The 26392-nt window shown below is 37.9% G+C and carries 23 protein-coding genes and 1 tRNA gene; 6 read left to right on the forward strand and 18 right to left on the reverse strand.

Annotated elements, in window-relative coordinates; all coding sequences use genetic code 11:
• Window positions 1–32 precede the first annotated feature (32 nt).
• Genes HCN54_RS14840 through HCN54_RS14855 form a run of 4 tightly spaced genes read right to left on the reverse strand, consistent with a single transcriptional unit; the run spans window position 33 to window position 5046 of the window.
• On the reverse strand, window positions 33–977 hold the full coding sequence (locus HCN54_RS14840) for a hypothetical protein (protein ID WP_167598403.1): 945 nt from the start codon (window positions 975–977) through the stop codon (window positions 33–35).
• Window positions 977–2668, reverse strand: coding sequence for a DUF6909 family protein (locus HCN54_RS14845; RefSeq protein WP_072981765.1), 1692 nt, complete (start codon window positions 2666–2668; stop codon window positions 977–979). The genes HCN54_RS14840 and HCN54_RS14845 overlap by 1 nt, the downstream gene beginning before the upstream one ends.
• An 18-nt stretch (window positions 2669–2686) precedes the next feature.
• Window positions 2687–4180, reverse strand: a complete 1494-nt coding sequence (locus HCN54_RS14850; protein WP_167598404.1) for a GH3 auxin-responsive promoter family protein — start codon at window positions 4178–4180, stop codon at window positions 2687–2689.
• Window positions 4180–5046 (reverse strand): M23 family metallopeptidase, encoded by an 867-nt coding sequence (locus HCN54_RS14855; RefSeq protein ID WP_072980905.1) that lies wholly within the window; start codon window positions 5044–5046, stop codon window positions 4180–4182. The genes HCN54_RS14850 and HCN54_RS14855 overlap by 1 nt, the downstream gene beginning before the upstream one ends.
• A gap of 119 nt (window positions 5047–5165) precedes the next feature.
• Here HCN54_RS14855 and HCN54_RS14860 point away from each other — a divergent pair, with 119 nt between their 5' ends.
• Window positions 5166–5372 carry a twin-arginine translocase TatA/TatE family subunit gene (locus HCN54_RS14860; protein ID WP_072980907.1) on the forward strand — a complete coding sequence of 69 codons (207 nt, stop codon included), beginning with the start codon at window positions 5166–5168 and terminating at the stop codon, window positions 5370–5372.
• A gap of 72 nt (window positions 5373–5444) precedes the next feature.
• Here the strand turns inward: HCN54_RS14860 and HCN54_RS14865 are convergent, their stop codons facing one another.
• The 3 genes from HCN54_RS14865 to HCN54_RS14875 form a co-directional block, all read right to left on the reverse strand.
• Entirely contained in the window at window positions 5445–6419 is a 975-nt protein-coding gene (locus tag HCN54_RS14865; protein WP_167598405.1) for a DUF4837 family protein, read from the reverse strand.
• A gap of 19 nt (window positions 6420–6438) precedes the next feature.
• On the reverse strand, window positions 6439–8037 hold the full coding sequence (locus tag HCN54_RS14870; protein ID WP_167598406.1) for a lytic transglycosylase domain-containing protein: 1599 nt from the start codon (window positions 8035–8037) through the stop codon (window positions 6439–6441).
• An 85-nt stretch (window positions 8038–8122) separates the two neighbouring features.
• Window positions 8123–9310, reverse strand: a complete 1188-nt coding sequence (locus tag HCN54_RS14875) for a phosphoglycerate kinase (RefSeq protein ID WP_167598407.1) — start codon at window positions 9308–9310, stop codon at window positions 8123–8125.
• A gap of 139 nt (window positions 9311–9449) precedes the next feature.
• Here HCN54_RS14875 and HCN54_RS14880 point away from each other — a divergent pair, with 139 nt between their 5' ends.
• Window positions 9450–10598 carry an ATP-binding protein gene (locus HCN54_RS14880; protein ID WP_167598408.1) on the forward strand — a complete coding sequence of 383 codons (1149 nt, stop codon included), beginning with the start codon at window positions 9450–9452 and terminating at the stop codon, window positions 10596–10598.
• A 47-nt stretch (window positions 10599–10645) separates the two neighbouring features.
• Here HCN54_RS14880 and HCN54_RS14885 read toward each other — a convergent pair whose 3' ends face one another.
• The 5 genes from HCN54_RS14885 to HCN54_RS14905 all read right to left on the reverse strand — a co-directional run bounded on the left by HCN54_RS14885 (window position 10646) and on the right by HCN54_RS14905 (window position 18061).
• Complete coding sequence (locus tag HCN54_RS14885) at window positions 10646–11221, reverse strand: OmpH family outer membrane protein (RefSeq protein ID WP_167598409.1); 576 nt, start codon at window positions 11219–11221, stop codon at window positions 10646–10648.
• Window positions 11222–11424: 203 nt separating this feature from the next.
• Complete coding sequence (locus tag HCN54_RS14890; RefSeq protein ID WP_240924898.1) at window positions 11425–12279, reverse strand: class I SAM-dependent methyltransferase; 855 nt, start codon at window positions 12277–12279, stop codon at window positions 11425–11427.
• A gap of 54 nt (window positions 12280–12333) precedes the next feature.
• Window positions 12334–14211 carry a tRNA uridine-5-carboxymethylaminomethyl(34) synthesis enzyme MnmG gene (gene mnmG / locus HCN54_RS14895; RefSeq protein ID WP_167598410.1) on the reverse strand — a complete coding sequence of 626 codons (1878 nt, stop codon included), beginning with the start codon at window positions 14209–14211 and terminating at the stop codon, window positions 12334–12336.
• Between the two features lie 78 nt (window positions 14212–14289).
• Entirely contained in the window at window positions 14290–14703 is a 414-nt protein-coding gene (gene ybeY / locus HCN54_RS14900) for an rRNA maturation RNase YbeY (RefSeq protein ID WP_167598411.1), read from the reverse strand.
• Window positions 14696–18061 carry a hypothetical protein gene (locus HCN54_RS14905; RefSeq protein WP_167598412.1) on the reverse strand — a complete coding sequence of 1122 codons (3366 nt, stop codon included), beginning with the start codon at window positions 18059–18061 and terminating at the stop codon, window positions 14696–14698. Before HCN54_RS14905 ends, ybeY begins: the two co-directional genes overlap by 8 nt.
• A 181-nt stretch (window positions 18062–18242) precedes the next feature.
• On the opposite strand from HCN54_RS14905, the gene gltX reads away from it, so the two are divergent.
• Window positions 18243–19757, forward strand: coding sequence for a glutamate--tRNA ligase (gene gltX / locus HCN54_RS14910; RefSeq protein WP_167598413.1), 1515 nt, complete (start codon window positions 18243–18245; stop codon window positions 19755–19757).
• On the opposite strand, the gene HCN54_RS14915 is transcribed toward gltX, so the two are convergent.
• Window positions 19752–20417, reverse strand: coding sequence for a hypothetical protein (locus HCN54_RS14915; RefSeq protein ID WP_167598414.1), 666 nt, complete (start codon window positions 20415–20417; stop codon window positions 19752–19754). The two genes, gltX and HCN54_RS14915, sit on opposite strands and share 6 nt — an antisense overlap.
• Window positions 20418–20507: 90 nt before the next feature.
• Between HCN54_RS14915 and HCN54_RS14920 the strand changes: the two genes are divergently transcribed.
• Window positions 20508–21515 (forward strand): SPFH domain-containing protein, encoded by a 1008-nt coding sequence (locus tag HCN54_RS14920; RefSeq protein ID WP_167598415.1) that lies wholly within the window; start codon window positions 20508–20510, stop codon window positions 21513–21515.
• Window positions 21516–21619: 104 nt separating this feature from the next.
• Here HCN54_RS14920 and HCN54_RS14925 read toward each other — a convergent pair whose 3' ends face one another.
• The 4 genes from HCN54_RS14925 to HCN54_RS14940 all read right to left on the reverse strand — a co-directional run bounded on the left by HCN54_RS14925 (window position 21620) and on the right by HCN54_RS14940 (window position 24821).
• Window positions 21620–21862 carry a DUF6327 family protein gene (locus HCN54_RS14925; RefSeq protein WP_072980931.1) on the reverse strand — a complete coding sequence of 81 codons (243 nt, stop codon included), beginning with the start codon at window positions 21860–21862 and terminating at the stop codon, window positions 21620–21622.
• A 2-nt stretch (window positions 21863–21864) separates the two neighbouring features.
• Window positions 21865–22263 carry a hypothetical protein gene (locus tag HCN54_RS14930; RefSeq protein ID WP_072980933.1) on the reverse strand — a complete coding sequence of 133 codons (399 nt, stop codon included), beginning with the start codon at window positions 22261–22263 and terminating at the stop codon, window positions 21865–21867.
• A 6-nt stretch (window positions 22264–22269) separates the two neighbouring features.
• Window positions 22270–22644: a YtxH domain-containing protein gene (locus tag HCN54_RS14935; RefSeq protein WP_072980935.1), complete on the reverse strand. Its 375-nt coding sequence runs from the start codon at window positions 22642–22644 to the stop codon at window positions 22270–22272.
• 146 nt (window positions 22645–22790) lie between these two features.
• Window positions 22791–24821 carry a glutamine--tRNA ligase/YqeY domain fusion protein gene (locus HCN54_RS14940; protein WP_167598416.1) on the reverse strand — a complete coding sequence of 677 codons (2031 nt, stop codon included), beginning with the start codon at window positions 24819–24821 and terminating at the stop codon, window positions 22791–22793.
• 206 nt (window positions 24822–25027) lie between these two features.
• Here HCN54_RS14940 and folB point away from each other — a divergent pair, with 206 nt between their 5' ends.
• The gene (gene folB / locus HCN54_RS14945; RefSeq protein WP_167598417.1) at window positions 25028–25384 is read left to right on the forward strand and encodes a dihydroneopterin aldolase; all 357 of its coding nucleotides are present in this window, start codon (window positions 25028–25030) and stop codon (window positions 25382–25384) included.
• A gap of 51 nt (window positions 25385–25435) precedes the next feature.
• Window positions 25436–25506 (forward strand) — tRNA-Cys (locus tag HCN54_RS14950).
• 57 nt (window positions 25507–25563) lie between these two features.
• Here the strand turns inward: HCN54_RS14950 and HCN54_RS14955 are convergent.
• Window positions 25564–26277 carry a LysE family translocator gene (locus tag HCN54_RS14955; RefSeq protein WP_072980941.1) on the reverse strand — a complete coding sequence of 238 codons (714 nt, stop codon included), beginning with the start codon at window positions 26275–26277 and terminating at the stop codon, window positions 25564–25566.
• Between the last annotated feature and the right edge of the window lie 115 nt (window positions 26278–26392).

Genomic DNA, 26392 nt, shown 5'->3' on the forward strand with positions numbered 1-26392 from the left:
ATACATTTCAACAGTTGCGGATAGCAGGTTATTTAATGCTGGTCTTTCAATCGGGTATGTATTTTCAAACCGAGATGATAAAAGATAAAAATTAGTACAAGTACCACCGGAATGATGTACATCAATAAACTTCTCAACGAGGTCTTATCAACCCAGTTAGACACCCCATAAACCTTAAAAACGGCATCTAAACTTTCTAGTTGCTGCACGAGCTCTGCGTTGCGTTCTAATAGTTTAGTTTTTGAATTGATGATGGCGCTAACCTCATTATTTTCGGCACTATTTAGTAGCGCAAGATTGCGATGGTCTTGAGCAACCGCTGAAGGTACCACGGTTAAAATACTATCCAGTTGGTTGATCGAAAATCTATTGGCCTGAATTTCTGTTTCTATGCTTTTATAGGCTGCTTTCCGCTTGTTTTGGAGGAAAGGGTTTGCTTCAAGATAATCTAAGATTCCCTGTACACTAACAGTATCTTTTGCAATCACTACGATCTTGTGCAAGTCATAGGCCGGTGCATACAAGGGTTTTTCAAAAAAGCTAGATTCATCATCATAACTTTCAGAAATTCTGGGAACTATATCTACGGGAAAGACTTGAAGATTTTTGAGTACACTGGTTATATCTTCAACCGGTTCGATCTCAATTTTTTTCAGTTTTTCTGCGGAAAAATATCCAGTAAAATCTGCTTCATTTTCAGAAATGCTGCGGTCGAGGGTTTCAATTGTTCCGTATAGATAAGACGTGCTTTGAACATTAGGAGCTACTAAAACCTCAGCGGTTTTAAGCGGTTTCAAAAGTCTTGACAAGCCATAACCTACCGCAGCGCCTAAGACAATAAGCGCTACCAATATCAGACTATTCCTCAATAAAAATTTCACAAAGCGATACCCAAAAATCAGGAGCTTTTTCATCTGGCTTTTAAGCCCTCTGAATAGATCAAAAATATCGATATCCTGATTATTGTTCTGAGGCATTAGTCTTTAAAAATTTGTTCTAAGATTTGTTCGGTAATCAAATAGGTAGGTTTAACTCCTGTAGTTCCTAGACCACCTGAAGCCAGCGTGCTCCCGGTTTCAAGCGGATTATCTGAAGCATAATACGCATAGCGCACTTTAACGCTATCGCTAATGCTTCCGCGTAATTTTGCAGCAGCTTGAATCGCTTTTTGATAATGCGCGCCTTCCATCTCCAGACCAATAACATTCCACGTGCTTTCATAGAAAAAGCGCAAAATATCTCTGTTTTGTAGTGAGGTCCCCAAAACCGTGATCATTGCACCGTCGTAAACTGAAATCCCGTGCCCTTCAAGATCCTCTTTCTTCAGTTGGTTTTCAAACGGATAATTATCTGCGGTACCCTCAAACAAATGCGCAGTAGGGATCATAATATCGCCTTTTCCTCCTTCGAGAATTCCGGCTTTTCCCATTATAGAAACCGATTTAACATCAAGGTGTACCGTTTCTCTCTTGTCTTCATAAGGTTTAAGCAGCTCTTCCATGGTTTCATAGGCTTGCTCCCCAAACGCATAATCCATCACGATGATCACCGGCTCCTTCCCTTCTGGGTAAGAAGTTTTTGAGCAAAAGTTATTTTGTTTCAGATCTAGCTTAGCCGTATCAAAAATCTGTACATCAATATTGGTCCCGCTTTGATCAGGAATAAAGAGCATTCCGTGTTGCTGTGCTGTTTTTTCAACCCGCGCACGCAATTTTCCGCTGCTGGCGTTACTCAATGTCTCATAAATCTCAAGATTTGACTTTTTTGCCATTTCTTTTTCTAAAGCAACAGGCGCAAACAGCGTATTCATCACACTGTGCATATTGGCACTAATTATGTGTATGGGGCGTCGCAAAAGGTCTTTAGCATCCAACTCTTTTTTGATCGAATCTGCCCACACTTCGCCATGAATATGATGGCCCAAACGCTCTCTTAAAACCGGTGAAAAAGTAACTAGACGCTTATCGCTTTCTACAATCTCTTCAATCGCCCGCTTGCCTAACCAATAGACCAACTTTAAAAAGCGTTTTTCATTATTTGGCGCTGAAAACTTGCTGTAAATCGAAGTAACCTCGTGAAAAGTACGCCCTAGAATGTTTGCAGTATGCGTTAAGGCGATCTCGCGCTCAGCCTGTGAAAGCGGTTCTTCGGTCAATACGGCTTTCTCTAATTTTTGCCAATCGCGCGTGGTATGACCTTCTTCATTGATCACTACGCGCTTCATAATTTTATGAGACTCCACAAACAAGAACGTCAGGTGTGTTAAGATGTCATAGATCTCAGAACGGCCCCTGGTGATCTCTATATTCATTTGCTCATCGTCAATACGATAACAATTTCGACGACGCTTTGGCGGAACTATAGGTTTAAAATGCGAATTTTTATAGCCTTCGTCACTGGTAAGATTGATGTATCTACACTCTTCTATTCCTTCCGGAAGGCGGTCAATCACATACAATAAACCATTGAGTTCGACTTTTTCTTCTGCAATGGTGCCGTAAATCTCGGGGCGTAAAATAAGCAACGCTTCGCGCAGGGTTTCACCCGAAACGCCCATAGGTTTATAAAAGCCTCTGTTAAACAAGTGACGCATGGTTATATACATACGCTCTATTGCTGCAGAGCTTTCCTGAGATCGTGTTCTATCTTGTTGTTTTATTAAACTCATTAAATCAAATATACTTTTTTAAAAATCAAGTTGACTAAGGGCATCAGCAATACTACGATCGTTAGCAAGTCTGGGCAATTTATTTTGACCGCCAAGTTTGCCTTTTGATTTCATATATGCCGTAAAACCTCCTTGCGGAATTACTCTGATTTCTAATCTTTTTAAAATGTTTCCTGTTATTAAATCTTTATAATAACTGTTTTGTTCTTGGAGCGCCAGGTCAATTGCTTGAGCAAAGGTCTCTAAATTCTCGGGTGGTGCATCAAATTCGATGAACCATTCGTGATAAGGTAAGCCCTGATCAGGATTGATTTGCGGTGCTACCGTAAACTCACTCACTTGTGCTTTAAATTGGCTCGCTGTGCTCGTTAAAGCTTCTTCTACCTCCTTGCCTATCACGTGCTCGCCAAAAGCCGAAATAAAGTGCTTAATTCTTCCTGTAACCACTACACGATGCGGTTTTGTTGAAGTAAACATTACCGTATCTCCCACATTGTATGCCCAAAGCCCGGCAGTGGTAGAAATGAGCATTACATAGTTTACGCCAACTTCTACCTCCCCAATGGTTAAACGTTGTGGGTTTTCGGTGAAAAATTCATCTGCTTTTATGAATTCATAAAAAATCCCAGAATTCAGCAATAACAGCATTCCCTTTTCCATTTGAGAATCCTGAAACGCAAAAAAACCTTCGCTGGCAGGATAAAGCTCAATACTATCAACTCTTCTGCCGATGAGATTTTCAAACTTTTTGCGATAAGGTTCATAATTAACCCCACCGTAGATAAAGAGGTTAAACTCCAGAAAAATATCACCTATATTCTTTCCGGTTTTTTCTTGAAGTTTTTCAAAATACATCTGTACCCACGGCGGAATCCCACTGATGACCGTCATATTTTCTGGCAAGGTTTCTTCAACGATGGCATCAACCTTGGCTTCCCAATCGTCAATGCAGTTGGTTGGCCAGCTCGGCATACGATTTCGTTGCAAATACCCGGGAACATAATGCGCTACAATTCCTGAAAGCCTTCCGGTTTTTATGCCGTTTTTGATCTGAAGCTCCGGACTTCCTTGTAAGAAAATCATTTTTCCGTCTACAAAATCGCTATTTCCGCTTTCGGCGATATAATGCAAAATCGCATCCCGAGCGGCATTGACGTGCATAGGCATAGACGCTTTGGTAATCGGAATATATTTAGCTCCCGAAGTTGTGCCTGACGTTTTTGCAAAATATTCAGGCTTACCGGGCCATAAAATATCTGGCTTACCGGCAACCGCCTCTTCCACGTAGGGCTTTAACGCTTCATAATCTCTAACAGGAACTTTTTTGGCAAACGCCTCAAAAGAATCAATGTGCTGAAAATCGTGATCCTGACCAAATCGCGTCTGCGCTCCATTTTTAATCAAATGTTGAAAAACCGCTTTTTGTGTAGCCACCGGGTTCGCGCTCCATTTCCGGGTTTTTGAGACAATGTATTTTGCAAAAATTTTTGCTGAAAACGACTTTATAGACATTATTCAAACGAAATATAATTAGTAGGATCTACAGGGTAACCGCTGTTCCATAATTCAAAATGCAGATGTGGCCCTGTTGAAAATTTTCCGGTAGAGCCGGCGGTTGCGATGACTTCGCCTGCTTTTACTAAATCTCCTTGGTCTTTGGTAAGTGAGGCGTTATGCTTATAAACAGATAGTAAATCATTGCCGTGATCCAGAATGATCACATATCCGGTTTCGGCAGTCCATTCAGAAAAAATAACCGTGCCGTCTGCCACCGCTTTGATCGCTTCATTTTTAGGCACCACAACATCTGTCCCGTAGTGTTTCTCTTCGGCATCAAAACCTTCTGTGATGCTTCCTTTCACGGGCGGAAATAATGAAAAACTTACCGTTGAAGATGCAGGCTCAAATAGGTTATATCGGTCTTCATTGGCCACTTGCTCTCGCAATAAACTATCCTCTCGAGAGATCCTCATATTGAGACCACTAGTATCTCTGGGTTCTAGAAGCAAAATAGAATCTCTATTGAAATTCACCTCCTCAACATCACCTGTAAGCACTTTCTTTATGCTCGCAAAATACTGCTGATTGATGTCTAGTTGTCGTTTTAAAGAATCGGTCTCAAACATCAACTCAGTTGCCTGACGCTTAAGTTTAACCGAAGAATACCCGGGAATATACTCGCGAAGTGGTGTATACGCGATAAGTAAAGTGGTTAATGCGATTAAAATGATAACTGAAAAACCTACAACGATAAATACATTTAACCGCGTGAGTTTAAAAGAAACGCGCTCTTCAAAAGTATCTTCATTTAAAATAAGGAGCCTGTATTTATGCAGCAGGCGCTTTTTTAGCTTCTTTTTTTCTTTAGATTTTGCCATAAACGTCAATCGATCAACAAATATAAAATTTAATAGGCGTATGCCTATTGCTAAAGTTTCTTAAGGAACGGTCTATTCTTATGATTTCTTGTTATATTTACCGTCTAAATTATCATGATATGAATGCATTAGCAATATTTTTAGGAATGGTAGGGCCTTGGCAAATAGGACTTATCGTGGTTGTAATTCTTTTACTTTTTGGAGGAAAGAAAATTCCGGAGATGATGAGAGGGCTTGGTAGCGGTATCAAAGAGTTTAAAGATGCCTCTAAAGATGAGGAAGCATCTCATAAATCTGATGAAACTTTAGAAGAAAAGAAATCTTAAGTTCTGAAATAAAAGAAATAAAAAAAACCGCTTTAGAAGACTAAAGCGGTTTTTTTATGGTTTGTAATGCGTTTACTTCTTATCTACAAACTTTACCGATCTTAAGATAGATTCTAACTCAAAAAGATTATCTCTTTTATTCGCCGAAGGTTTAAATACAAAGCCTTCTAGCACAAGATATCTATCATTTTCTTTATCGTCAACTGTAAAGTTTACAAAGGGACCTGCCATATAACGCCCTTTAACTTCCCAAATACCATTCATTTGATACGCCGGTCTTCCTGCAATTGTAGTTTCAGAAAGGTAAGGAGCAAATGCAGCTTCGGTAATAAAGCGCATACCTTCACTTACAGTAATGTTATCTCCACCTATAGAATCTCGCATCTTGATCAATGAACCAATAGTGTTAGAGTCGCGATCGATAAGATTGTAAGGCACCTCATATACCGTAATGTTCATATCGCCGTTAGGAATGTCTTTTCTGATCCAGAAAAAGTCCTCATCTTCTTTAGCATAGCGATAAGCTGTAGGGAATTTCATTGTGATCCCAAAAGCTTCGGTGAGTGGTTTATCTTCTTTAAGCGAAAGACTAATTCTTCTAACTTTTTCAGTAAACTCGGTTTCCTTAATGGTGTTTACAATTTGAGCACTATCCTTCTTGATCAGATTAATGATCGCTTCTTCAGTAGGACCTTTTACTAAAATTCCCGTTTGCGGGCGGGCATATTCATCTTTAATAATTTCTAAAGCTGCAGTATCAGCCTGCTCGATCTTTAAAAACGTACGTTGCTTTCGCATAAAGCCAGAAAAAGCTTCATCAGGCATCTGATTGATCGCAAACATAGGCTCTACTTGTGGCAAACCATTTATGGGCCCTGCTAGTTTCTCCCGAATGCTCTCCCCTACCGGACCTTCCCACATCGTATTGGGCATCACCACAGTAAGGTTATTTAAGGCTCCGGAGGAAGCTGATAAGATTTTGCTTGAAGGCTTATCATTACAAGCCACCAGCGCAAAAATTAAAAAGGCTAGGATTAGTTTTTGCATAACATCAATAGGTTTAGAGTTAGTTAGCTATAACCAAGGTCATTCCCGGTTTGAGTTTTGTACCGCTAATATCGTTCCAAACTTTAAGGTTCTCTGCACTTACTCCGGGAAATTTGCGTGCGATCTTCCATAGACTATCTCCTTTGCGCACCACGTATTTCTTCTGAGAACTCCCAGAGCTGCTTTGCGATGAAGCCACTGAAGCTGACGGTTTACTGGGATACAAGGTTAATCGCTGCCCAATACGCAAATTGTTAGAGCGTAAATTATTCCAGCGTTTGATCTGAGAAACACCAACTCCATAACGCTCTGCGATTTTTCCTAAATAATCACCGCTGCGCACTCTATAAGTAATGCTTGACGGAACTTCCAGATATTCGGGCAATGTTTTTTCATCGCGTTCTAATTCTTTTTTAGCGGTTTGATAAATATTGTTTTCATTCGCTACAAAAGGACCAATCGCGGTGATAGGTAAGCGCAAATAATAGTTTTCATCGGCTACAAAAGGGATTACATCCAGTTTATATGCCGGATTTAAAAACTGAATTTCTTCAAGGGAAACACCGGTATATGATGAAACTTGCTGTAAAGTAATGGTCTCTTTAACCTTGATAGTATCAGTTTCAAAATAATTGACATCAGGTTGTGCCGGATGATAGCCGTGTTCTTCAGCATATTCAAAAATATACATGGTTGCTAAAAATGCCGGAATATACCCTGCTGTCTCGCGAGGAAGATGATGTCTGATATTCCAATAATTGGTTCTTCCGCCACTGCGACGAATGGCTTTGCTCACATTTCCGGGTCCTGAATTATAACTTGCTAACGCCAGATCCCAATCTCCAAAGATCTCATATAACTTAGATAAGTATTGTGCGGCAGCTTCAGTAGAAAGAATAGGGTCCATACGCTCATCAACATACGAACTGATATCTAGACCATACAATTTTCCTGTATTGAACATAAATTGCCACATACCCGTAGCTCCTACTCTGGATTTAGCTCTGGGACGTAATGCCGATTCTACGATTGCCAAATATTTAAGCTCAAGCGGCATATCGTATTTATCAAAGGTTTGCTCAAACCCGGGGAAATAAAACTGAGACAAGCCCATTAAACGCTCTAGCGTGGGTTTGTGTCGCTTTAAATATCCTTTAATGACATTTTCTAAAGAAGGATTATACTCAACATTGAACGGAGTGCGCGCATTAAGGTCTGCTAAACGCTTTTTAAGCGTTTCTGTGGTGAGTTCAGGGTAATCTACCTCTTCGTAGTTTGTATCTTCCACTAAAGCCGCCATATCGTCGTATAGCGTGTTTGTGGTAAGTTCTTCTAACCAAAGTTTATCAACCTTAGCCGGAAATTTACGGTCGTTGAGTTTTTTTGAAGTGCTATCCCATTTAACTTCTTTAAAAAGAAAAGGCTCAGGAACTTTTTGAACCACGTGAGCATTAGCGCTATTAAGCTCACGCATGAGATTCTTAAGTTCTACCGTATCTACAATGGGTAGGGATTGAGAAATTTGCAGTGTTGCTGCATTAGGGTTTTTCTTCTGGGCGTAAGATGCCAACGAGGTCATGATCGCAAAAGCATAACCGAGACAATAACGTTTTTTCATATGTGTTTACAACGATGCAAACGCTAAAGTCGTATTTTTTAATTAAAATCTAAAACGCCCGGAAGAAAGCCTAAATCATTTTATACTATTCTTTGATAGCTGCTATACCGGGAAGTTCTTTACCCTCAAGCATTTCTAGCATCGCACCGCCACCGGTAGAAACATAACTTACTTTATTTTCAAAGCCAAATTGTTTTACGGCAGCAACACTATCCCCTCCTCCAACAAGAGAGAAGGTACCATTGCTAGTTGCTTCAGCGATTGCATCACCTAGTGCGATTGTTCCTTTAGCAAAAGGCTCCATTTCAAAAACTCCTAAAGGTCCGTTCCAAAGAATGGTTTTGCTGTTTTTTACAACCTGAGCAAAATTCTCTAAAGATTTTGGTCCTGCATCAAGACCTTGCCATCCATCAGGAATCTTGTCAATAGGCTCCACTTTTGTATTCGCAAATTCTGAAAAACTATCTGCGGCTAAAACATCAACCGGCAAATGTACATTTACATTTTTTTCTTTGGCCTTTTTCAAGATATCTAAAGCGAGTTCCTGCTTGTCATCTTCACAAATTGAACTCCCTATCTGACCGCCCTGCGCTTTGATGAAAGTATAAGCCATTCCGCCACCTAAAATCAAGTCATCTACTTTATCAAGTACATTCTCGATAACGGTGATTTTTGATGAAACTTTTGCTCCTCCTAAAATAGCTAAAACCGGACTCTCGTTGTCATTAAGCACTTTATCAATACTCTCGATTTCTTTTGCTAATAGGTAGCCAAAGCATTTATTTTCAGGAAAAAACTGTGCTACAATAGTCGTTGAAGCGTGTGCTCTATGCGCTGTACCAAAGGCATCATTCACATAAATGTCTCCTAACTGAGCCAATTGCTCTGCAAAACCTTTGTCTCCGGCGGTTTCCTCATCGTGATAACGTAGGTTCTCTAGGAGTAAAATTTCCCCTGGTTCCAATTCTGAAGCAGCTTTCTCGGCAGCAGCACCAACACAATTTTCAACAAATTTTACCTGTACACCAATGATTTCAGAAACTTTGGCAACAATATGTTTTAAAGAAAATTCAGGTTCGTTGTTTTTTGGTCTTCCCAAGTGAGACATTAAAATCGCAGATCCACCATCTTCTAAAACCTTTAAAATTGTGGGTTTTGCGGCTTCAATACGCGTAGTATCTGTCACCTGATGATTATCATCTAAAGGCACATTAAAATCTACACGGATTAATGCTTTTTTATTCTCAAAATTAAAATCGTCGATGGTTTTCATGTAATCTTTATTATTTGTGATTTTGGTAATTAATTAGTCGGTTGCGTTACTAAGCAGCACCGCATTTAAGGCAGCACTGAACAAACAAATATAACGGATAGCGCCAAAAAATACGTTACATTTCTGTTATATTTGGCCAATGCAATTTCAATCAATTCTCGGTCAAAATTTCATTAAAAAACATCTCACCACCAGTGTAGATCGTGGTCGTGTTGCGCACGCGCAATTGTTTGTAGGGCCTAGTGGTAGCGGTGTTTTACCGTGCGCGCTTGCCTATGCGCAATACTTGATCTGTAATAATGTTGACGGCGAAAATTCTGGAGGCTCATCTGCCTGTAATCTCAAGTTTAATCATCTTGCTCATCCTGATTTGCATTTTGCCTATCCTGTAGCGCCTAACGAAAATGTAAAATCACATCCTGTATCTGACAACTTTGCAAAGGAATGGCGCGCTTTTATTCAAGAAAATCCATACGGTAGCTTATACGATTGGCACCGACACATAGGGATTGAAAAAAAACAAGGGAAAATTGGCGTCGATGAAGCCCAAGATATTGTAAAAAAACTTTCGCTTAAATCATATGAAGGCGGATTTAAAGTGATGATCATTTGGATGGCAGATAAGTTGAATAATGCTGCATCAAACAAGCTTTTAAAACTTATTGAAGAACCGCCTAAAAAAACGGTTTTTATACTTATTGCCGAAAATGAAGATCAAATCTTAGACACGATTAAGTCAAGGTGTCAAGTGTTGCGCTTTCCTCCGCTTGCTGCCGAAGCTTTAGAAGAAGCGCTGATACATACACACCATTGCAATCCTTCTGAGGCAAAGAAACTAGCTATTAAAGCGCACGGCGATTACAATCTGGCGCTACATCTATTAGATCATAGCAGCGACGAAGAAGAGTTTGAAACTTGGTTTGTAAGTTGGGTACGTACAGCTTTTAAAGCCCGCGGAAACAAAAAAGCCATTATAGATTTAATCGCGTGGAGTGAAAATATTGCTTCCAAAGGAAGAGAGACACAAAAGAGTTTTTTAGGCTACTGTGAAGATTTTTTTAGGCAAGCCATGTTACTGAATTACAAAGCAGATCAATTAGTGTATCTTCAGCCGGTTACACAATTTGAGCTCGCTAAATTTGCACCTTTCATTCACGGAAACAATATAACAGCCATCATTGAGGAGCTGCAAACTGCCGCGTATCATATTGAGCGCAATGGAAATGCAAAAATTGTTCTTACTGATTTATCTATCAAATTAACCCGCCTACTTCATACTAAAGCATAAAAAAAGCAACCCTCGGATTGCTTTTTACTTATTCTAATATTCACTGTTTATTCTGCGGAAACCGTATCACTTTTTTCTTCTTGCGTTTCAGATGTCGAAGTCGTTTCACCTGAACTGTATGAGGTGTTCAAGGCTTTAAGAATATCATCTGTGATGTCTAATTTTTTATTTCCGTAGAGTACGTTACCGCTTTCATTTTTACCGTAAATAAAATCATAGCCGTTCTCTTCACCATAAGTATCTATAAACTTGCGCACCTTGCTGATGACAGAGTCTATTGCAGCTTGACTTTCTTGCTGAATCTGACCACCACGCGCTTGTTGCATTTGCTGAATTTCTTGTTGTAAAGCTCCCAGTTCCTGTTCCTTTGCCTGACGCTCGGCCGGACTCATAGTGCTTGCATTTTTTTGATAAAGATCTACTTTAATTTGAAAGGCTTGTATTTTTGGCTGAAGCTCTTCACGCACTTCGTCTGTAAGTTTTGTATACTTATCTTGAACTTCTGTCATTTCAGAATATTCTTCAAAAAGCTTTTGTGTATCTACAAATGCAGATTTTGATTTTGTACAACTTGCCAATGTAAATGCAACTGCAACTACAAAAAGACTCAATTTAGTTTTCATAAGAGATTTTAAGATTTTGATGCAAATGTAAATAGTTGCACGAGATAAGCACTCTTTTTACTCAAATTCTTAAGTATTACAATAATCAATACTTAAACTTAAGTTCATCACTAATTTCTATAAAAATTACATAAATATAAAGCGTTCTCAGAGGCTTTTATAGAAAACCAATAACATTACAAAGGAGTGGTGCTTAAAAGCGCTTAAAACTTCTTATTTTGCGTATTTCTTGATTTAAGGACATAAATTATAGAAGAATATTCTTTAGTCTGTTGTGCTCTCCAATTTGAACGCAATCCAATCATAAAAGCGGAAACTGGTTTTATTAAAGAAGTAGATTTATATTTTTCGGAAAGTAAACTGACATAGAACGAATCAAAAATCAGTGGTTTTTGTTCTATTAAATTGAAACCATTTTTTTCAAAAAGCGTTTTAATGCTTTTGTATGAAAAATGATGCAGATGTCTAGGAACATCCCAAGCAGCCCAAAAATTTTTATAATACTTAGCGTCGTAAGAATTGAAGTTGGGAACTGCTACAATCAAAACTCCGTCAGTCGATAAATGATTTTTGATCCATTCAATTTGCTTTTGTACATCTGGTACATGTTCTAAAACATGCCACATGGTAATTACATCAAATTTCCGTTCTCCTACTTCCGCCTCCTCTTCAAATAAATTAATCCCTTTTTCAAAAGCTCGTTTTCTTGCAGCAGCCGAAGGTTCTATTCCTGTAACATCCCAACCGGATTTTTTGGCTTGATTTAAAAAATCACCGGTTCCGGCGCCAATATCTAAAAGCGTTCCCTTTTCCGCATAAGACGAAATCAGCTTAACTTTTTTCTTAAGCATATAATTTTTAACCCACTGATACACTTTTTCAAAAAGTCCGTCATTTGAATCGGTATGGGAAATGTAATTTTTGCTCAGGTAATACTTTCCTAAATTATCCGGAACAGGATCAGTCGAAAACATTTCTAATACTTCATCATAAACCAAAGTAAATTCTTCTTGAGAAATTGAATAATCTTTGATTTTCAGATTAGCTTTTTTAGTCAACGAATTAGCGTTTTATTAAAATGAATTAAAAGTGTTTCACGTGGAACTAAAAATTTAGCGTCCCATATAAACTAACATTACCGAAATATCACTTGGCGATACTCCGCTAACACGTGAAGCTTGCGAAATAGTTGTAGGTTGGATTTTAGACAATTTTTCGCGGGCCTCGTAAGAAAGCGATTTCAGTTTACTGTAATCAAAATTATCTGGAATTTTAATATTTTCTAAGCGCTGTAATTTATCTGCATTGGCCTTTTCCTTTTCGATGTAGCCGGAATATTTAATTCTAATTTCCGCTTGTTCTAAAACTTCAGTATCCAGATCATGTTCCGCGACATATTCTTTTACATCCTTAAAAGAAAGCATGTCGTCTAAAGCAATTTGAGGACGGCTAAAAATCTTAACCATTTTATCAGATTGCTTCATCGGAGTTGTTCCTTTTTCGGCCAAAACTGGGTTTGCTTCTTCTGGCTGAATACTTGTAGTATTAAAAAATTCAACAAGATTTACCGCTTGCGCTTCCTTTTTCTCCAGAGCGCGCATACGTTCTTCACTCGCCAATCCCACTTCAAAAGAACGAGGCGTAAGACGTGCATCAGCATTATCCTGGCGTAATAAGGTTCTATATTCTGCTCGAGAAGTAAACATTCGGTATGGTTCTTTAGTCCCTTTAGTAATTAGATCATCTACTAAAACACCTATATAAGCTTCGTCTCTTTTAAGAATAAACGGATCCTTTTCTTGAACTTTTAAACTCGCATTTACTCCGGCAACCAATCCTTGAGAAGCTGCTTCTTCATAACCGGTAGTTCCATTAATCTGACCGGCAAAATATAATCCAGAAACCAATTTTGTTTCTAGCGTGTGCTTCAATTGCGTTGGTGGAAAATAATCATATTCGATTGCGTAACCTGGTCTAAAGAATTTGACATTTTCAAAACCAGCTACCTGACGTAATGCCTTAAACTGAACTTCTTCCGGTAAAGATGTAGAAAACCCGTTTACATAATACTCAATAGTATTCCATCCTTCAGGCTCTACAAATAATTGATGCCGGTCTTTATCTGCAAAGCGATTGATTTTATCTTCTATTGAAGGGCAATATCTGGGTCCGGTACTTTTAATTCGACCATTAAACATAGGTGAACGGTCAAAACCTTCGCGCAATAAATTGTGCACTTCAGGACTTGTATAACTCATTTGACAAGACCGTTGTTTTGTGAGCGGCTTGGTCGCATCACTATAACTAAATTTCTGCGGATCATCATCTCCAGGTTGCTCGATCATTTTTGAAAAATCAAGACTCCTACCATCTACACGTGGTGGCGTTCCGGTTTTCATCCTTCCCGAATCAAAACCTAAATCTACAAGCTGTTCGGTAATACCAGTTGCTTTTCGCTCCCCTGCTCTACCTCCACCAAATTGTTTCTCGCCGATATGAATTAAACCATTAAGAAAAGTTCCATTAGTTAGTACAACAGATTTACCTTTAATCTCAATTCCTAAAGAAGTGCGAACCCCGGCAACACGATCACCTTCGATCAAAAGACCATTTACCATCTCCTGATAAAAGTCTAAATTAGGAGTATTCTCGAGCATCAAACGCCATTCTTCTGCGAAACGCATACGGTCACTTTGCACGCGTGGACTCCACATTGCAGGTCCTTTACTTTTATTGAGCATCTTAAACTGTATCGCGGTCTTATCTGAAACAATCCCGCTATAACCTCCCAATGCATCAATCTCTCTAACGATCTGACCCTTAGCAATACCTCCCATCGCGGGATTACACGACATCTGTGCAATAGTTTGCAGGTTCATCGTAACCAACAAGGTTTTGCTTCCCGTATTTGCTGCAGCTGCCGCCGCCTCACATCCTGCGTGGCCACCACCAACTACAATTACATCGTATATATCTTCAAAAAAACTCATTGTTCCACGTGAAACATTTAATTACACTTCCTTAAAAACGGGCGCAAAGGTACTCAAAATTAAACGGCTAACCATAGCTTATGCATTCCATAAAACAAGATACTCATCCTCCTTAGCACGCATCAATTCTTTCTCATCTTCAGTCTTATCACCGTAGCCGCACATATGCAATAAACCATGTATGATGACACGCCTTAATTCTACATCAAAGTCAACATTAAAATCCTTGGCATTATCGGCAACGCGATCTGTACTTATATAAATTTCCCCATTGAGAATCTTCCCTTCTGTATAATCAAAAGTCACAATATCTGTAAGTGTATCGTGATCTAGAAATTGTTTATTGATTTCCAACAAAAATTCGTCAGAGCAAAAGACATAACCCAGACTTTCTATGCCAAAAGATTCCTTCACAGCAGCAGCTTTTAGCCAATGCTCAACACGCTCTTCGTCTTCTAAATTAAAATCATTTTGGCTACTAAATTCAATCATCCTGCTTCTGAAAATATTGTTTAACTTTAATCTTATACTGTTCCTGCAGCGGAAGTTTATCCCGATTCAAAATCTCCTTTGCATTGAAATAACGCTTCGCGTCAGGAATGCTGTTTGACGTGTTATTATTAAATTCCTTACGATTAGCATTTGCTTCACGCTGGGTATTCTTATCCTTTTCTTGTTCGGCTTCTTCAAGCTTTAAAAACTGCTGAATAACGTTATTCATTCTTCTCCGCGCTGTCTCAGCATTCCCATTCAAAAGATCATGTTCTACTGCTTCAATACTTCTTAATAAACGCTCAGTCACTTCAGAGGTTCCGGAACCTTGCAACAAATTTTCCAACTGATTTCTGATCGCTTCTTGTTGCTTATAAATCTCATATTGTCTGGCCAATTCGCTTTCCGAAGTTCCTTCTCCACTATCTCCATTTCCGTCACCTTCTCCAGATGACTTGCCAGAATCACCTTGACTTCCAGAATTTCCTTCTTTGCCATTCTCACCGTCTTGACCAGTTTTACCATCCTTCTTTCCTTCTCCCAATTGCTCCTGCAATTCCTTTTGAGACATAATAATATCAGATAACTGTTTACCACTACCCTGTCCACCACTTGGAATAGGCATGGGCATACCAGAACTCCCTGATCCCATTGCAAAAGATAATTGCGCTTGCATATTATCTAAAATATCCGAGAGCATATCCGCTAAGGTATTGGCGCCGGCGAAAACGTATTGCTCACTCGCTACACCTTTGACAATATCATTGTCAGCTAAACGCTCTAAGCTCTGATCTAAATTATAGGTGATTTCGGTTAACTGCTCATTAATATCTTCTTGCAACATAGGATTCCGTAAGGACAAAACAAATAAACTATCGTCTATATGCTCAAAATTATCGCGCAATTCATTCTGCTTAACAAGATATTTTGAGAATGATGGGTTCCCATTGTCTATAGTTGAAAATTTGTCTTTTAGCGCCTCTTGATCAAAAGAAAAAATCACCAAATTATCTAAAATCTGTCTGAGCATTTCAACATCTTCTTCCAACTGTTCGACATCTCCACCACCGCCGCTTGACATTTGCTGCATCATCTTTTGACCCATTTGTTGCATCTTCTTACCAGCTTTCTGCTGATTAGATTTAGCATTTTCTTGCGCTTTTGAATCTTCTTGTTTCTGTAAATTTTCTTCAGCTGATTTTAGTTCCTGACTGATTTCTTCTTCAGTCTTTGAATCGTCGGGAATATCTATAGGTTTATTTAACTGCTTATTTTCATCCTTTAAATTTTTAAGTTCTTCTTTCAAATTTTCAAAAGATTCTGACAGTTCCTTTTGCCTATTCAATTCCGGATTTTGTTTCTTACTTTCTTCCTCTTGATCCTGGCCTAATTTATCTAGCGCTCTACCAATACGCTCCCCCTTTGTTTGTACAAAAAAACGCTTTGTAAGCTCTAGCAATTGTTGCATAGATCTGCTAGAATTCTTTGATTTATTAGATAATTCGTCAAGCTTTTCCTTAAGCTCTTCATCATCCATTAAATCTTGGAGTTTATTTAACTCTTCAACTAATTTTTCCTGTTCTTTAAGTTGCTCCTCATTCTTTTCTAAACGCTTTTTGAGCAACTCATTCTTTTCCGATTTAGATTCGGAAAGTTCATCTAATGCATTAATACTCTTTTTTAATTTTTCAGAATAATTCTGCATCATTTGTTCTTGAACTTTCTGACGTTCAAGAAAGGATTGAATTCTACGTTTGTCATTAAAATCAAGTGCATTCTTTTCCTTCTGAAGATTTTGAAGTTCTTTTAAATCGCGTTCCTGTTCTTGCATTTGCTTTACAGATCTATCCAAACCTTGCAACGAGTTTTCTTGTATCTCAAGCTGTTTATCAACAGCCTCTTCTGTGGTCAAAGATTGAAACGAAAATGTTTCAGAACGTGTTGCTTTATGCCCGTGTAACACATCATTATCACGCACTTCAAAATAGTAAGAGTAACTTACGCCAGCTGATAAATCTAAATTTCCCGGAAATGAGTAATAAAATTGATCTACGGTAGAAGAATTCACAGGAATACTTACTTTTTTACTATTATCTATTTGATTTTCAGAATAATAAATCAATTTAAGATCAAATAAGCCATAATCATCAGCCAGATTTCCTTGAAAATATGTTTCAGCATCATCTAGACTGTCTTTTCGTACCTCGAGATTCATTTCAGGATAAGCATCCTTAATGACAGTCAACTCATAATTGAGTCGTTCATAGCGTTTGAGATTAGCATTACTTGTAGCGATACTATAAGCAGTTGGATTAAAGAACCGTTCTGAAAAACTGAATTGTTGATCATCCTTTTCAAATTGAAAAACGGTATCGCTTATCCACTCTACTAAATTTGTTTGCTCTGTAGCTATAAGCCAACGCACCTGCGTGCCTTCAGGGATGGTAATATTTCCGGTATTCTCTATAATCTCATCAGTACGATTAAGATACTTAGGATAGTTCAATTCGATTTTAAATTCTGATATTCGAGGCGTATTGATTAATTCAAATTGAAACTGATCAGAAACAAAACCATTTCCCTCAAAATATACATTTAGATCTTCATTAGGCTGTTCTACAGTATAACTAAAATTACCTCCTCCCCTATTTTTCATAAAATAAGAAACTCCATTTAGCGAAACCTCAACTTCCTCAGGTAATTCTTGACCGTTCACTTTTGCACGAATTTCTATAGTTTGTCCCTCAACGATAGAAGTGTTTTCATTCTGTAATTCAAAAGAAAAAGGTGCAGGCGGCGCATAAACCCGTTTATAATCCATCACCCGAGTTGCACTTTCTTTAAAAAACGTAGTTCCCTTACTCAGGCTAATTCCTAAAAAGATGAAAACAGGAATCAATGCATATTTTAAATACTTCAGATTTTTCCTGTAATCGATAGCAAGTGAAAACGGGATAGGTTCTAATTCTTTGGATTTTTGCAGAATACTGGCTTGAACCAAATCAGAATTGCTCGCACTTGTTTTCAATTGCAGCGTATTCAACAATTTGTCCTGAACTTCGGGGAAATGATTTCCAATCAATCTAGAAGCTTGAGTATAATCTATACCTTTTGAAAGCTTAAATAGCCGTGCTATAGGAATCAACACAAATCTAAACAGCAACAAACCCGCGAGGCCCGCAAAGGACCAAAATAGAAATGCCCTGCCCCACGTACTCAACCAGAAAAAATATTCGATCACTAAAACTAGAAGCACGTAAGCCAGACCGATCGCAACAAAAAATAAGAGTCCTCTAAGGAGTTCATCCTTATAATATTTACGAATAAAACGCTCTAATTTAGCTTCTAATTCTTGCAAACGTACCTTGATTTAAACCTGTGTTATTTCAATAACTAAAACTACAACAATATATTATAGCTGCTACAAGCTTAACATACAAGCCTAAAATGATTTTGACCAAAAACAGCTATTGAAACCCAAAAAATGTAATGTGTGTCACATTCTCATATTGAGTACCTTTGCAGCCTAAATTTTTACTATGCATCAAAATGTACGCGTGCGTTTTGCACCAAGCCCTACCGGACCTTTGCACATAGGCGGTGTAAGAACGGCACTTTATAATTATTTATTTGCTAAAAAACACGGCGGAACCTTTGTACTTAGAATTGAGGACACTGATCAAAACAGATACGTTGAAGGTGCCGAAGATTATATTGTTGAAGCGCTAAACTGGTGTGGAATACCTTATGATGAAGGCCTGGGCAAAGAAGGTGGTTTTGGTCCTTATCGTCAAAGTCAACGCAAGGATAAATATTTTGCTTTTGCCGAAAAATTAATTGCTTCCGGTGATGCTTATTATGCTTTTGACACTGCCGAAGCTTTAGATGCACATCGTAAATCTCACGAAGAACAAGGTAAAACCTTTATTTACAACTGGCACAATCGCGAGAAGTTAGATAATTCATTAAACCTTTCTGGGGAAGAAACTCAGAAACGCATTGATGCAGGTGAGGATTATGTAATTCGATTCAAATCGCCACAAAGCGAAATTCTTGAACTTGAAGATATCATTCGCGGCGCTGTTGAAGTAGATACGAGTTTGCTTGATGATAAGGTTTTATTTAAGGCAGATGGTATGCCCACCTATCATTTAGCTAATATTGTTGATGATCATCTTATGGAAATCACGCACGTAATTCGTGGAGAAGAGTGGCTTCCATCGCTAGCGTTGCACGTGATGCTTTACCGTGCATTTGGCTGGGAAGCACCCCAATTTGCACATTTACCGCTGATTATGAAACCTGTAGGAAAAGGCAAACTAAGTAAACGCGATGGCGATAAAATGGGCTTCCCCGTATTCCCGTTAGAATGGAAAGATCCTAAGTCTGGCGACATCGCTTCAGGTTATCGCGAGGACGGTTACTTACCAGAAGCGGTTATCAATATGCTTGCCTTTTTAGGATGGAATCCTGGTACCGAAAAGGAAATTTATACGCTTGAAGAACTGGTACAAGATTTTGAATTGACTCGTGTACATAAGTCTGGTGCCAAATTTGATCCTGAAAAAACAAAATGGTTTCAGCAACAGCACTTGCAACTAGCTTCTGATGCTTCCCTAGTTTCTGGTCTACAAGGTATTTTGAAAGAAAAACACTTGGATTACGATGATGCTTATGTAAAGCAGATTATTCATTTAGTAAAAGAGCGTGCGGTTTTTGTTTCTGATTTATTTGATCAAGGAAGTTTCTTTTTTGAAAGACCGACTTCTTACGACGAAAAAGCAGCTAAAAAAGCCTGGAAAGATGATACCGGTGAGATCATGATCAACCTTTCAAAAATCATTTCAGAAACCGAAGATTTTTCTGCCGAAAATCTTTCAGCTAATGTAAAAGGCTGGATTCAGAATGAAGGTTTAGGATTTGGTAAAGTAATGCAACCTTTACGCCTTAGTCTTGTAGGCTCTATGTCTGGCCCAGATGTTTTTGATATTGCTTCAACAATTGGTAAAGCAAAGACTTTAGAGCGCATTCGATTTGCGATAGAAACCTTATAAATACAACACGATTCCTGCAGTAATAAGTCCCAGATTTCCTTTAAAATTTGTTGCTGCAGGATCTTTTAATTCCAGTCTTTCATCATTTAATCTCTTTAGCGCATTGGTAAAACCGTATTGATAATTTGCGGTAAATCGTACGCGTGTAAATCCGGCGCTCAATCCCAAGGTTACTAAACCATTCACACGCGACCACTCTTGAATATCTTCCGCTTGCAAGCTGGTGTAACCGTCTAGTATCAGCGCACGTTGATTTTCGTTATCTAACTCCATTTTACCATTAACCTGAAAAATGGGTCCAAATTCGACGCTAAAATGATCCCCTGCAATCAGGTAACTCAATAACATTTTTACCTGCGCTCCACTCCACGTATACTTTACTTTTTCAACTTCAGCAGCGGCACCATTAGCATTTATACTTAGAGAAGTTTGCATAAAATCTACACCAAAGATCAAATCAAAGTTGTTATAAAATGCAGAACGTTTAGATAATCCGGCTAAAAAACCAGCTTCTTGATTGGTATGAAAGTTTGAGGTGTTGAGATCTAAAAGCGCGTATTGCCCTTGTATGCCAATGCGGTTTGAAGCATTTTTAAGATTACTCTGTGCATTTGCTGCAAACGCAGTTAATATCAATAGAAATAATAAAAAATGCTTCAAAGTGTTACGAATTTTCAAAATGGGCGACAAATGTATTGTATTTTTAATAGTCAGTACCCGTTTACTTTTCAAATAATTAAAACTTAAAATATGACTTACTTCCTTCCGATTTTGCTGTTTTTTGGGATCATTATCCTAATTTCAGCAGTATTTATTGTAAAGCAACAGACTGCGGCAATTATTGAACGCTTCGGTAAATTTACCAGTGTTAGAAATTCAGGAATTCAGATAAAAATTCCATTAATTGATAAGGTTGCCGGTCGTGTGAACTTGCGTATTCAACAGTTAGATGTGATCGTCGAAACCAAAACTAAAGATGATGTTTTTGTTCGTTTAAAGATTTCGGTACAGTTTCAGGTGGTGAAATCTAATGTGTATGACGCATTTTACAAATTAGAAGATCCGCAAAACCAAATCACTTCTTATGTCTTTGATGTAGTACGTTCTGAAGTTCCTAAGATGAAACTGGATGATGTTTTTGAGCGTAAAGATGATATTGCAATCGCTGTTAAAAGCGAATTGAATCAATCTATGACCGATTATGGTTATGATATCATTAAAACTCTCGTTACCGATATTGATCCTGATCAGCAGGTAAAAATTGCAATGAACCGTATTAACGCTTCTGAACGTGAAAAAGTAGCTGCAGAGTATGAAGCCGAAGCAGAACGTATTAAAATCGTTGCTAAGGCGCGCGCAGAGGCCGAAAGTAAGCGTTTACAAGGTCAAGGTATAGCAGACCAGCGTAGAGAGATTGCGCGCGGTCTAGAGGAGTCTGTAGAGGTTTTAAATAATGTGGGAATTAATTCACAAGAAGCTTCTGCCCTAATCGTGGTTACGCAGCATTACGACACCTTACAATCTATAGGTGAAGAAACAAATAGTAATTTAATTCTATTACCTAATTCTCCACAAGCAGGTAGCGATATGTTGAATAATATGATTGCAAGTTTTGTGGCTTCAAACCAAATAGGAGAAGAGATGAAAAAACGCAACGAACAATTGGGTTTAAAAACACCTAAGAAAAAAGACAAGCCAAAACCAGAATCAGGTTATGATGATGACTTTGATGCAGACGACGATCTTTCTACTTTATAAATTTAAAAGCAAATTCAAGGTGTTCTAAACCTTGATACAGGCAATAAAAAAAACCGGAGCACAAAACTCCGGTTTTTTTGTTATTTTTCTTTTTCTATAACAATTTATTTGTTGTCGTCTATATTTTTAACCTTGACTTTTTTAATACCTAAAATCTTGTTCACAGCTTTAAGAACGATGGTTTTTTGAACGATCGCCCCTACTGATCCCGCGACTAAACTTACCGGAGAAAATGCTGCTTTAGTATCATTAATACTTAGTTTAAGTTGCTCTTCATCAATCTGCTGTTGCAACTTTAATATTCTAAGATCTTGTTCTATCTGATCAAATGATTTATATACTTTCATAATTACTCTTGTAAATGTTTAAATTCTTCATCTAACACATCTTCTTGCGAAGATTCATTGAAAAATACTTTAGAATATTTTCTGAGTACAATTTCAGTAATAAATGGTTTACCAAATAATTTATACAGCACATAAATCACAAGATAAATACCTGCTACAATAAAATAACCATAGCTCAAACTACCCAGTGATTCTCCAATTACTATAGCAACTCCAACCGAGATAAAAAGTATAAAAATCAAAAAGATGCTGCCGCTAACCATTAGATTTACTAAGGATACAGCACCATCCATCATCTTTTTAAAACTATCTAATTTGTAGTATTCTAGACTACTGTTTAGATACTTTTTAGCATCGTCTGATACTTTACTAATATGTTCTGAAAGATTAAATATAGACATGCACCCTTATGCTTTTGCAGTTGGTACATCAATATCTTTTACTTCCTCAACTACTTCTGTAGTCGCTTTAGCATTTTTCTTTCTTAATTCTTCAAGTTTCTTTTCCATAGAAACTAAAATGTTATCTGCTTTTGAGCTCGCAGTCTTTAAAGTATCTTCAAGCTTAGCGTCAAAAGATTTTTTAGCCTCTTTTGCAGATGCAGATAAATGATCTGAAGTTTCCTGAATCTGCTTTTCTAGTTTCTTTTTAGCTTCTTTTGCGTTTTTAGAAATTTTCTTTCTTGTTTTATCGCCGCTTTCCGGTGCATATAATAAGCCAAGTCCTGCTCCAATTGCTGCTCCCGTTACTAATGCTAAAATGGTATTACTTGTTTTTGACATGGTGATTGTTTTTTGTTATGCTCAAAAGTAATAATGTTAAAATCTAATCTCCGTTAATAACCGGTTAATAAATTGACTATTAACCTTAAAGGTATGCTAAAAAAGGGCCACGAGGGCCCTTTTTCAATGTCTATACTAAGATAAAATTATAGGTTTTTAACCGAATTTTCTAAAAGTTCATTTCCTGAGGTTTTCATTTCTTCAAGATAAGCGGCCACTTCGTCATGCTTTTGGTCAACTTTATTCAACTGAATTAAAACAATCAAGGTTTCTAAAACCGCTAGACGTGTACCTATCTTCTTAGCTGAAGTATTAAACAACTCTTTAAGTTCTTCATAATCTACATCTTTAGCTAGTTCGCGAATTCTCGCAATCGCCTTTACCCGTTTCTCATCTGGAATTTGCGCCAGCTTCTTCCCTACTTTTTTGATTTCGTTTAACGCAGGTATTTGAGGAATTTGCTTTTTAGGCGCTGCTTTAGGCTGCTCTTTTTTTGTTGATTTTGATTCAACCTTTGCCCAAGTATCGCGTAATCCCACAGTTTTATTGAAGACTAAATGTTCTGAGGTACTGTCTTTATCAACATTAAAATAGCCTAGACGCTGAAACTGAAAAATATCCATCGGCTCTACCTCGCTAAGACTTGGCTCTAAATATCCGGTAATAGTTTCTAAAGAATTAGGATTGAGATGCTCCATAAAATCAACCTCTTTATCACCATCTGGAGACTCGTGATTGAACAGACGATCATACAAACGCACCTCAGCTTTTATAGCGTGCTTAATTGAAACCCAATGCAAGGTTCCTTTTACTTTACGCAGACTTGCTTCGGTACCGCTTCCACTTCGAGAATCGGCATCGTATGTACAGTGAATTTCGGTAATGTTTCCGTCAGCATCCTTTACAACCGACTCTCCTTTGATGATATACGCATTCTTTAAACGTACTTCCTTACCTAAAGTAAGTCTGAAGTATTTGCTGTTTGCATTTTCTTTGAAATCATCCTTCTCGATGTATAATTCTTTGGAAAAAGGCACTTTTCTAAATCCTGCACTTTCATCTTCCTGGTTATTTTCGGCTTCTAACCATTCTTCTTGATCTTCAGGATAATTGGTGATGACCAATTTTACCGGATCTAAAACGGCCATAACACGTGGCGCTGTTTTATTAAGATCTTCACGTACATTGAATTCTAAAAGCGAAACATCAATCACATTATCACGCTTAGCAACTCCAACTGCATCTATAAAATTACGTATCGCAGCCGGCGTATACCCACGTCTTCTGATCCCCGAAATGGTAGGCATTCTAGGATCATCCCAACCGCTTACAATACCTTCTTGTACGAGCTTAAGCAACTTACGCTTACTCATAATCGTATAGCTTAGGTTTAAGCGCGCAAATTCGCGTTGTTTGGGTTTAATACCGTTTGTATACACATTATCCACAAACCACTCATAAAGCGGTCTGTGCGGCTTAAATTCAAGCGAACACAAACTATGTGAAACTTGCTCTACATAATCGCTCTCTCCGTGTGCCCAGTCATACATTGGATAAATATTCCAGGTATTTCCTGTACGGTGGTGCGCTTTGTTAATAACGCGATACATAATAGGATCACGTAATAACATATTAGGCGATTGCATATCTATTTTGGCGCGTAGAACGTGTACACCTTCAGCAAATTCACCTTTTGCCATTTTCTCAAACAGCTCTAAATTTTCTTCTACGGAACGCTCCCGGTACGGACTGTTAGTTCCGGGTTCTGTAGGGGTTCCTTTTTGCTCAGCCATGTCTTCACTAGACTGTGAATCTATATACGCTTTACCATCTTTTATAAGCTGAATCGCCCAATCGTACAACTGCTGAAAATAGTCTGAAGAATAACAAACTTTATCCCACTTGAAGCCTAACCATTTTATATCTTCCTGAATCGCATCTACATATTCCTGCTCTTCCTTAGAAGGATTAGTATCATCAAATCTCAAGTTTACCGGAGCATTGTACTTCTCACCCAGTCCAAAACTGATGCAAATAGCCTTACAATGCCCAATGTGTAAATAACCATTAGGTTCCGGTGGAAATCTAAAGCGTAAATCATCTTTAGGAAATCCGTTAGTAATATCTTCTTCTACGATTTGCTCTAAAAAATTAAGAGCTACATAATCTTCTGCCATAGCTTAATAAATGCTGAAAAATAGAATTACTCGTCTATCGAGCTTAAACTGAAGTACACTATTGTTTAAATAATATACCCTATAAGTTGCCAAAAATACTAAAAATACGTGTGCTGAAACGTGATTAACAACCTATTTAAACCTCGATAATCAAGTTCCTGCTCTGCTTTATAAATAATATCTTTACCCTATAAAATGAAGTTGTAATGGGCGTTATAAAACTCAATCGCGTAAAAGTATATGCATACCACGGCTGTCTGGTAGAAGAAGGTCAGATAGGCTCTGATTATCTCGTAGATTTAAAAATAAAGACAGATCTATCCATACCGGCTCAATCTGATAACTTGAGCGATACCGTAGATTATGTACATCTCAATAAAATTATTAAAGAAGAAATGGCGCAGCGTTCTAAGCTCTTAGAGCACGTATGCGATCGTATTTTAAATCGTTCTTTATCAGAGATTTCAACAATAACAAAAGCTAAAGTTACTGTGCGTAAAATCAATCCGCCGATTGGTGGTGATGTTGCTTCGGTAGGCGTTACAATGACTAAAAAACGTTAATAGCTTTTATATCTAAAGAAAAACCTTAAATTTGCAGTCCTAATTAAAAAGGGTGTCGTGGCCGAGTGGCTAGGCAGTGGTCTGCAACACCATCTACAGCGGTTCGAATCCGCTCGACACCTCAACAAAGACTCTTCAACTGAAGGGTCTTTTTTTATGTCTTGATTTTTCAAAGAATTTTAAAACGGAATCGTATCTCCTTCGATAAACTCATTCTCTGGCGCGATCTCCTCAATACGTTTTTCAATCTGATGAATTTTTGAAGGAAATAAACCTTTTGAGATCAATAATAAACCGAATAAGAACATCAACACGCTTATAATTTGTTTTATAATAGCAATACGTGTTGGTGTTAGTTTGCTGCGTAACTTTTTAGCAAGTAGAATTTTAATAATATCAATGATTAGATAAGTGAGCAAAATGGTACCAAAGAATACCGTTAATCGCTCTGAATTCATATCTAACTGTGGCCCAGCTGAAATAAGAATTACCAACCAAAACCCTAGTACTCCAATGTTAATAAAGTTGAGTAAAAAACCTTTTACAAAAAGCCCAAAATAGTTGCGTTTACTCATCACAACAGTAGGATGTTCATCATCATCAAGTTTGTTTTTTTTAACCCTCAAGAATGACATAATCCCATAAACTGCGAGTAACATCCCACCAAAAATATAAAGTGCAGGATCGTCTTTAAGTTTATCAAGTAGCTGATTAGTACTAAAGTAGGCTATAAAAATAAATAAGGTATCTGCAGTAACGACACCTATATCAAATAGAACAGCTGCTCTAAAACCCTTTAGAGCAGCTGTTTCTAATAGTACAAAAAACACAGGTCCTACAAGAAAGGCAAGTAGAAAACCAAGTGGTATTGCTGTTGAAATGTCTTGTAGCATTTAGAAGTAGGAAGTCTTTTTACTTCTTAGCAAGCTAGATCTTCTAGAAATAGCACTATGAAGTATTTTATTAAGATTCTACCCCCGGTTATTAACCGACGATTAGATTACAAAA

This window comes from Leeuwenhoekiella sp. ZYFB001 (assembly GCF_011784865.1).
Classification (GTDB): Bacteria; Bacteroidota; Bacteroidia; order Flavobacteriales; family Flavobacteriaceae; genus Leeuwenhoekiella; species Leeuwenhoekiella palythoae.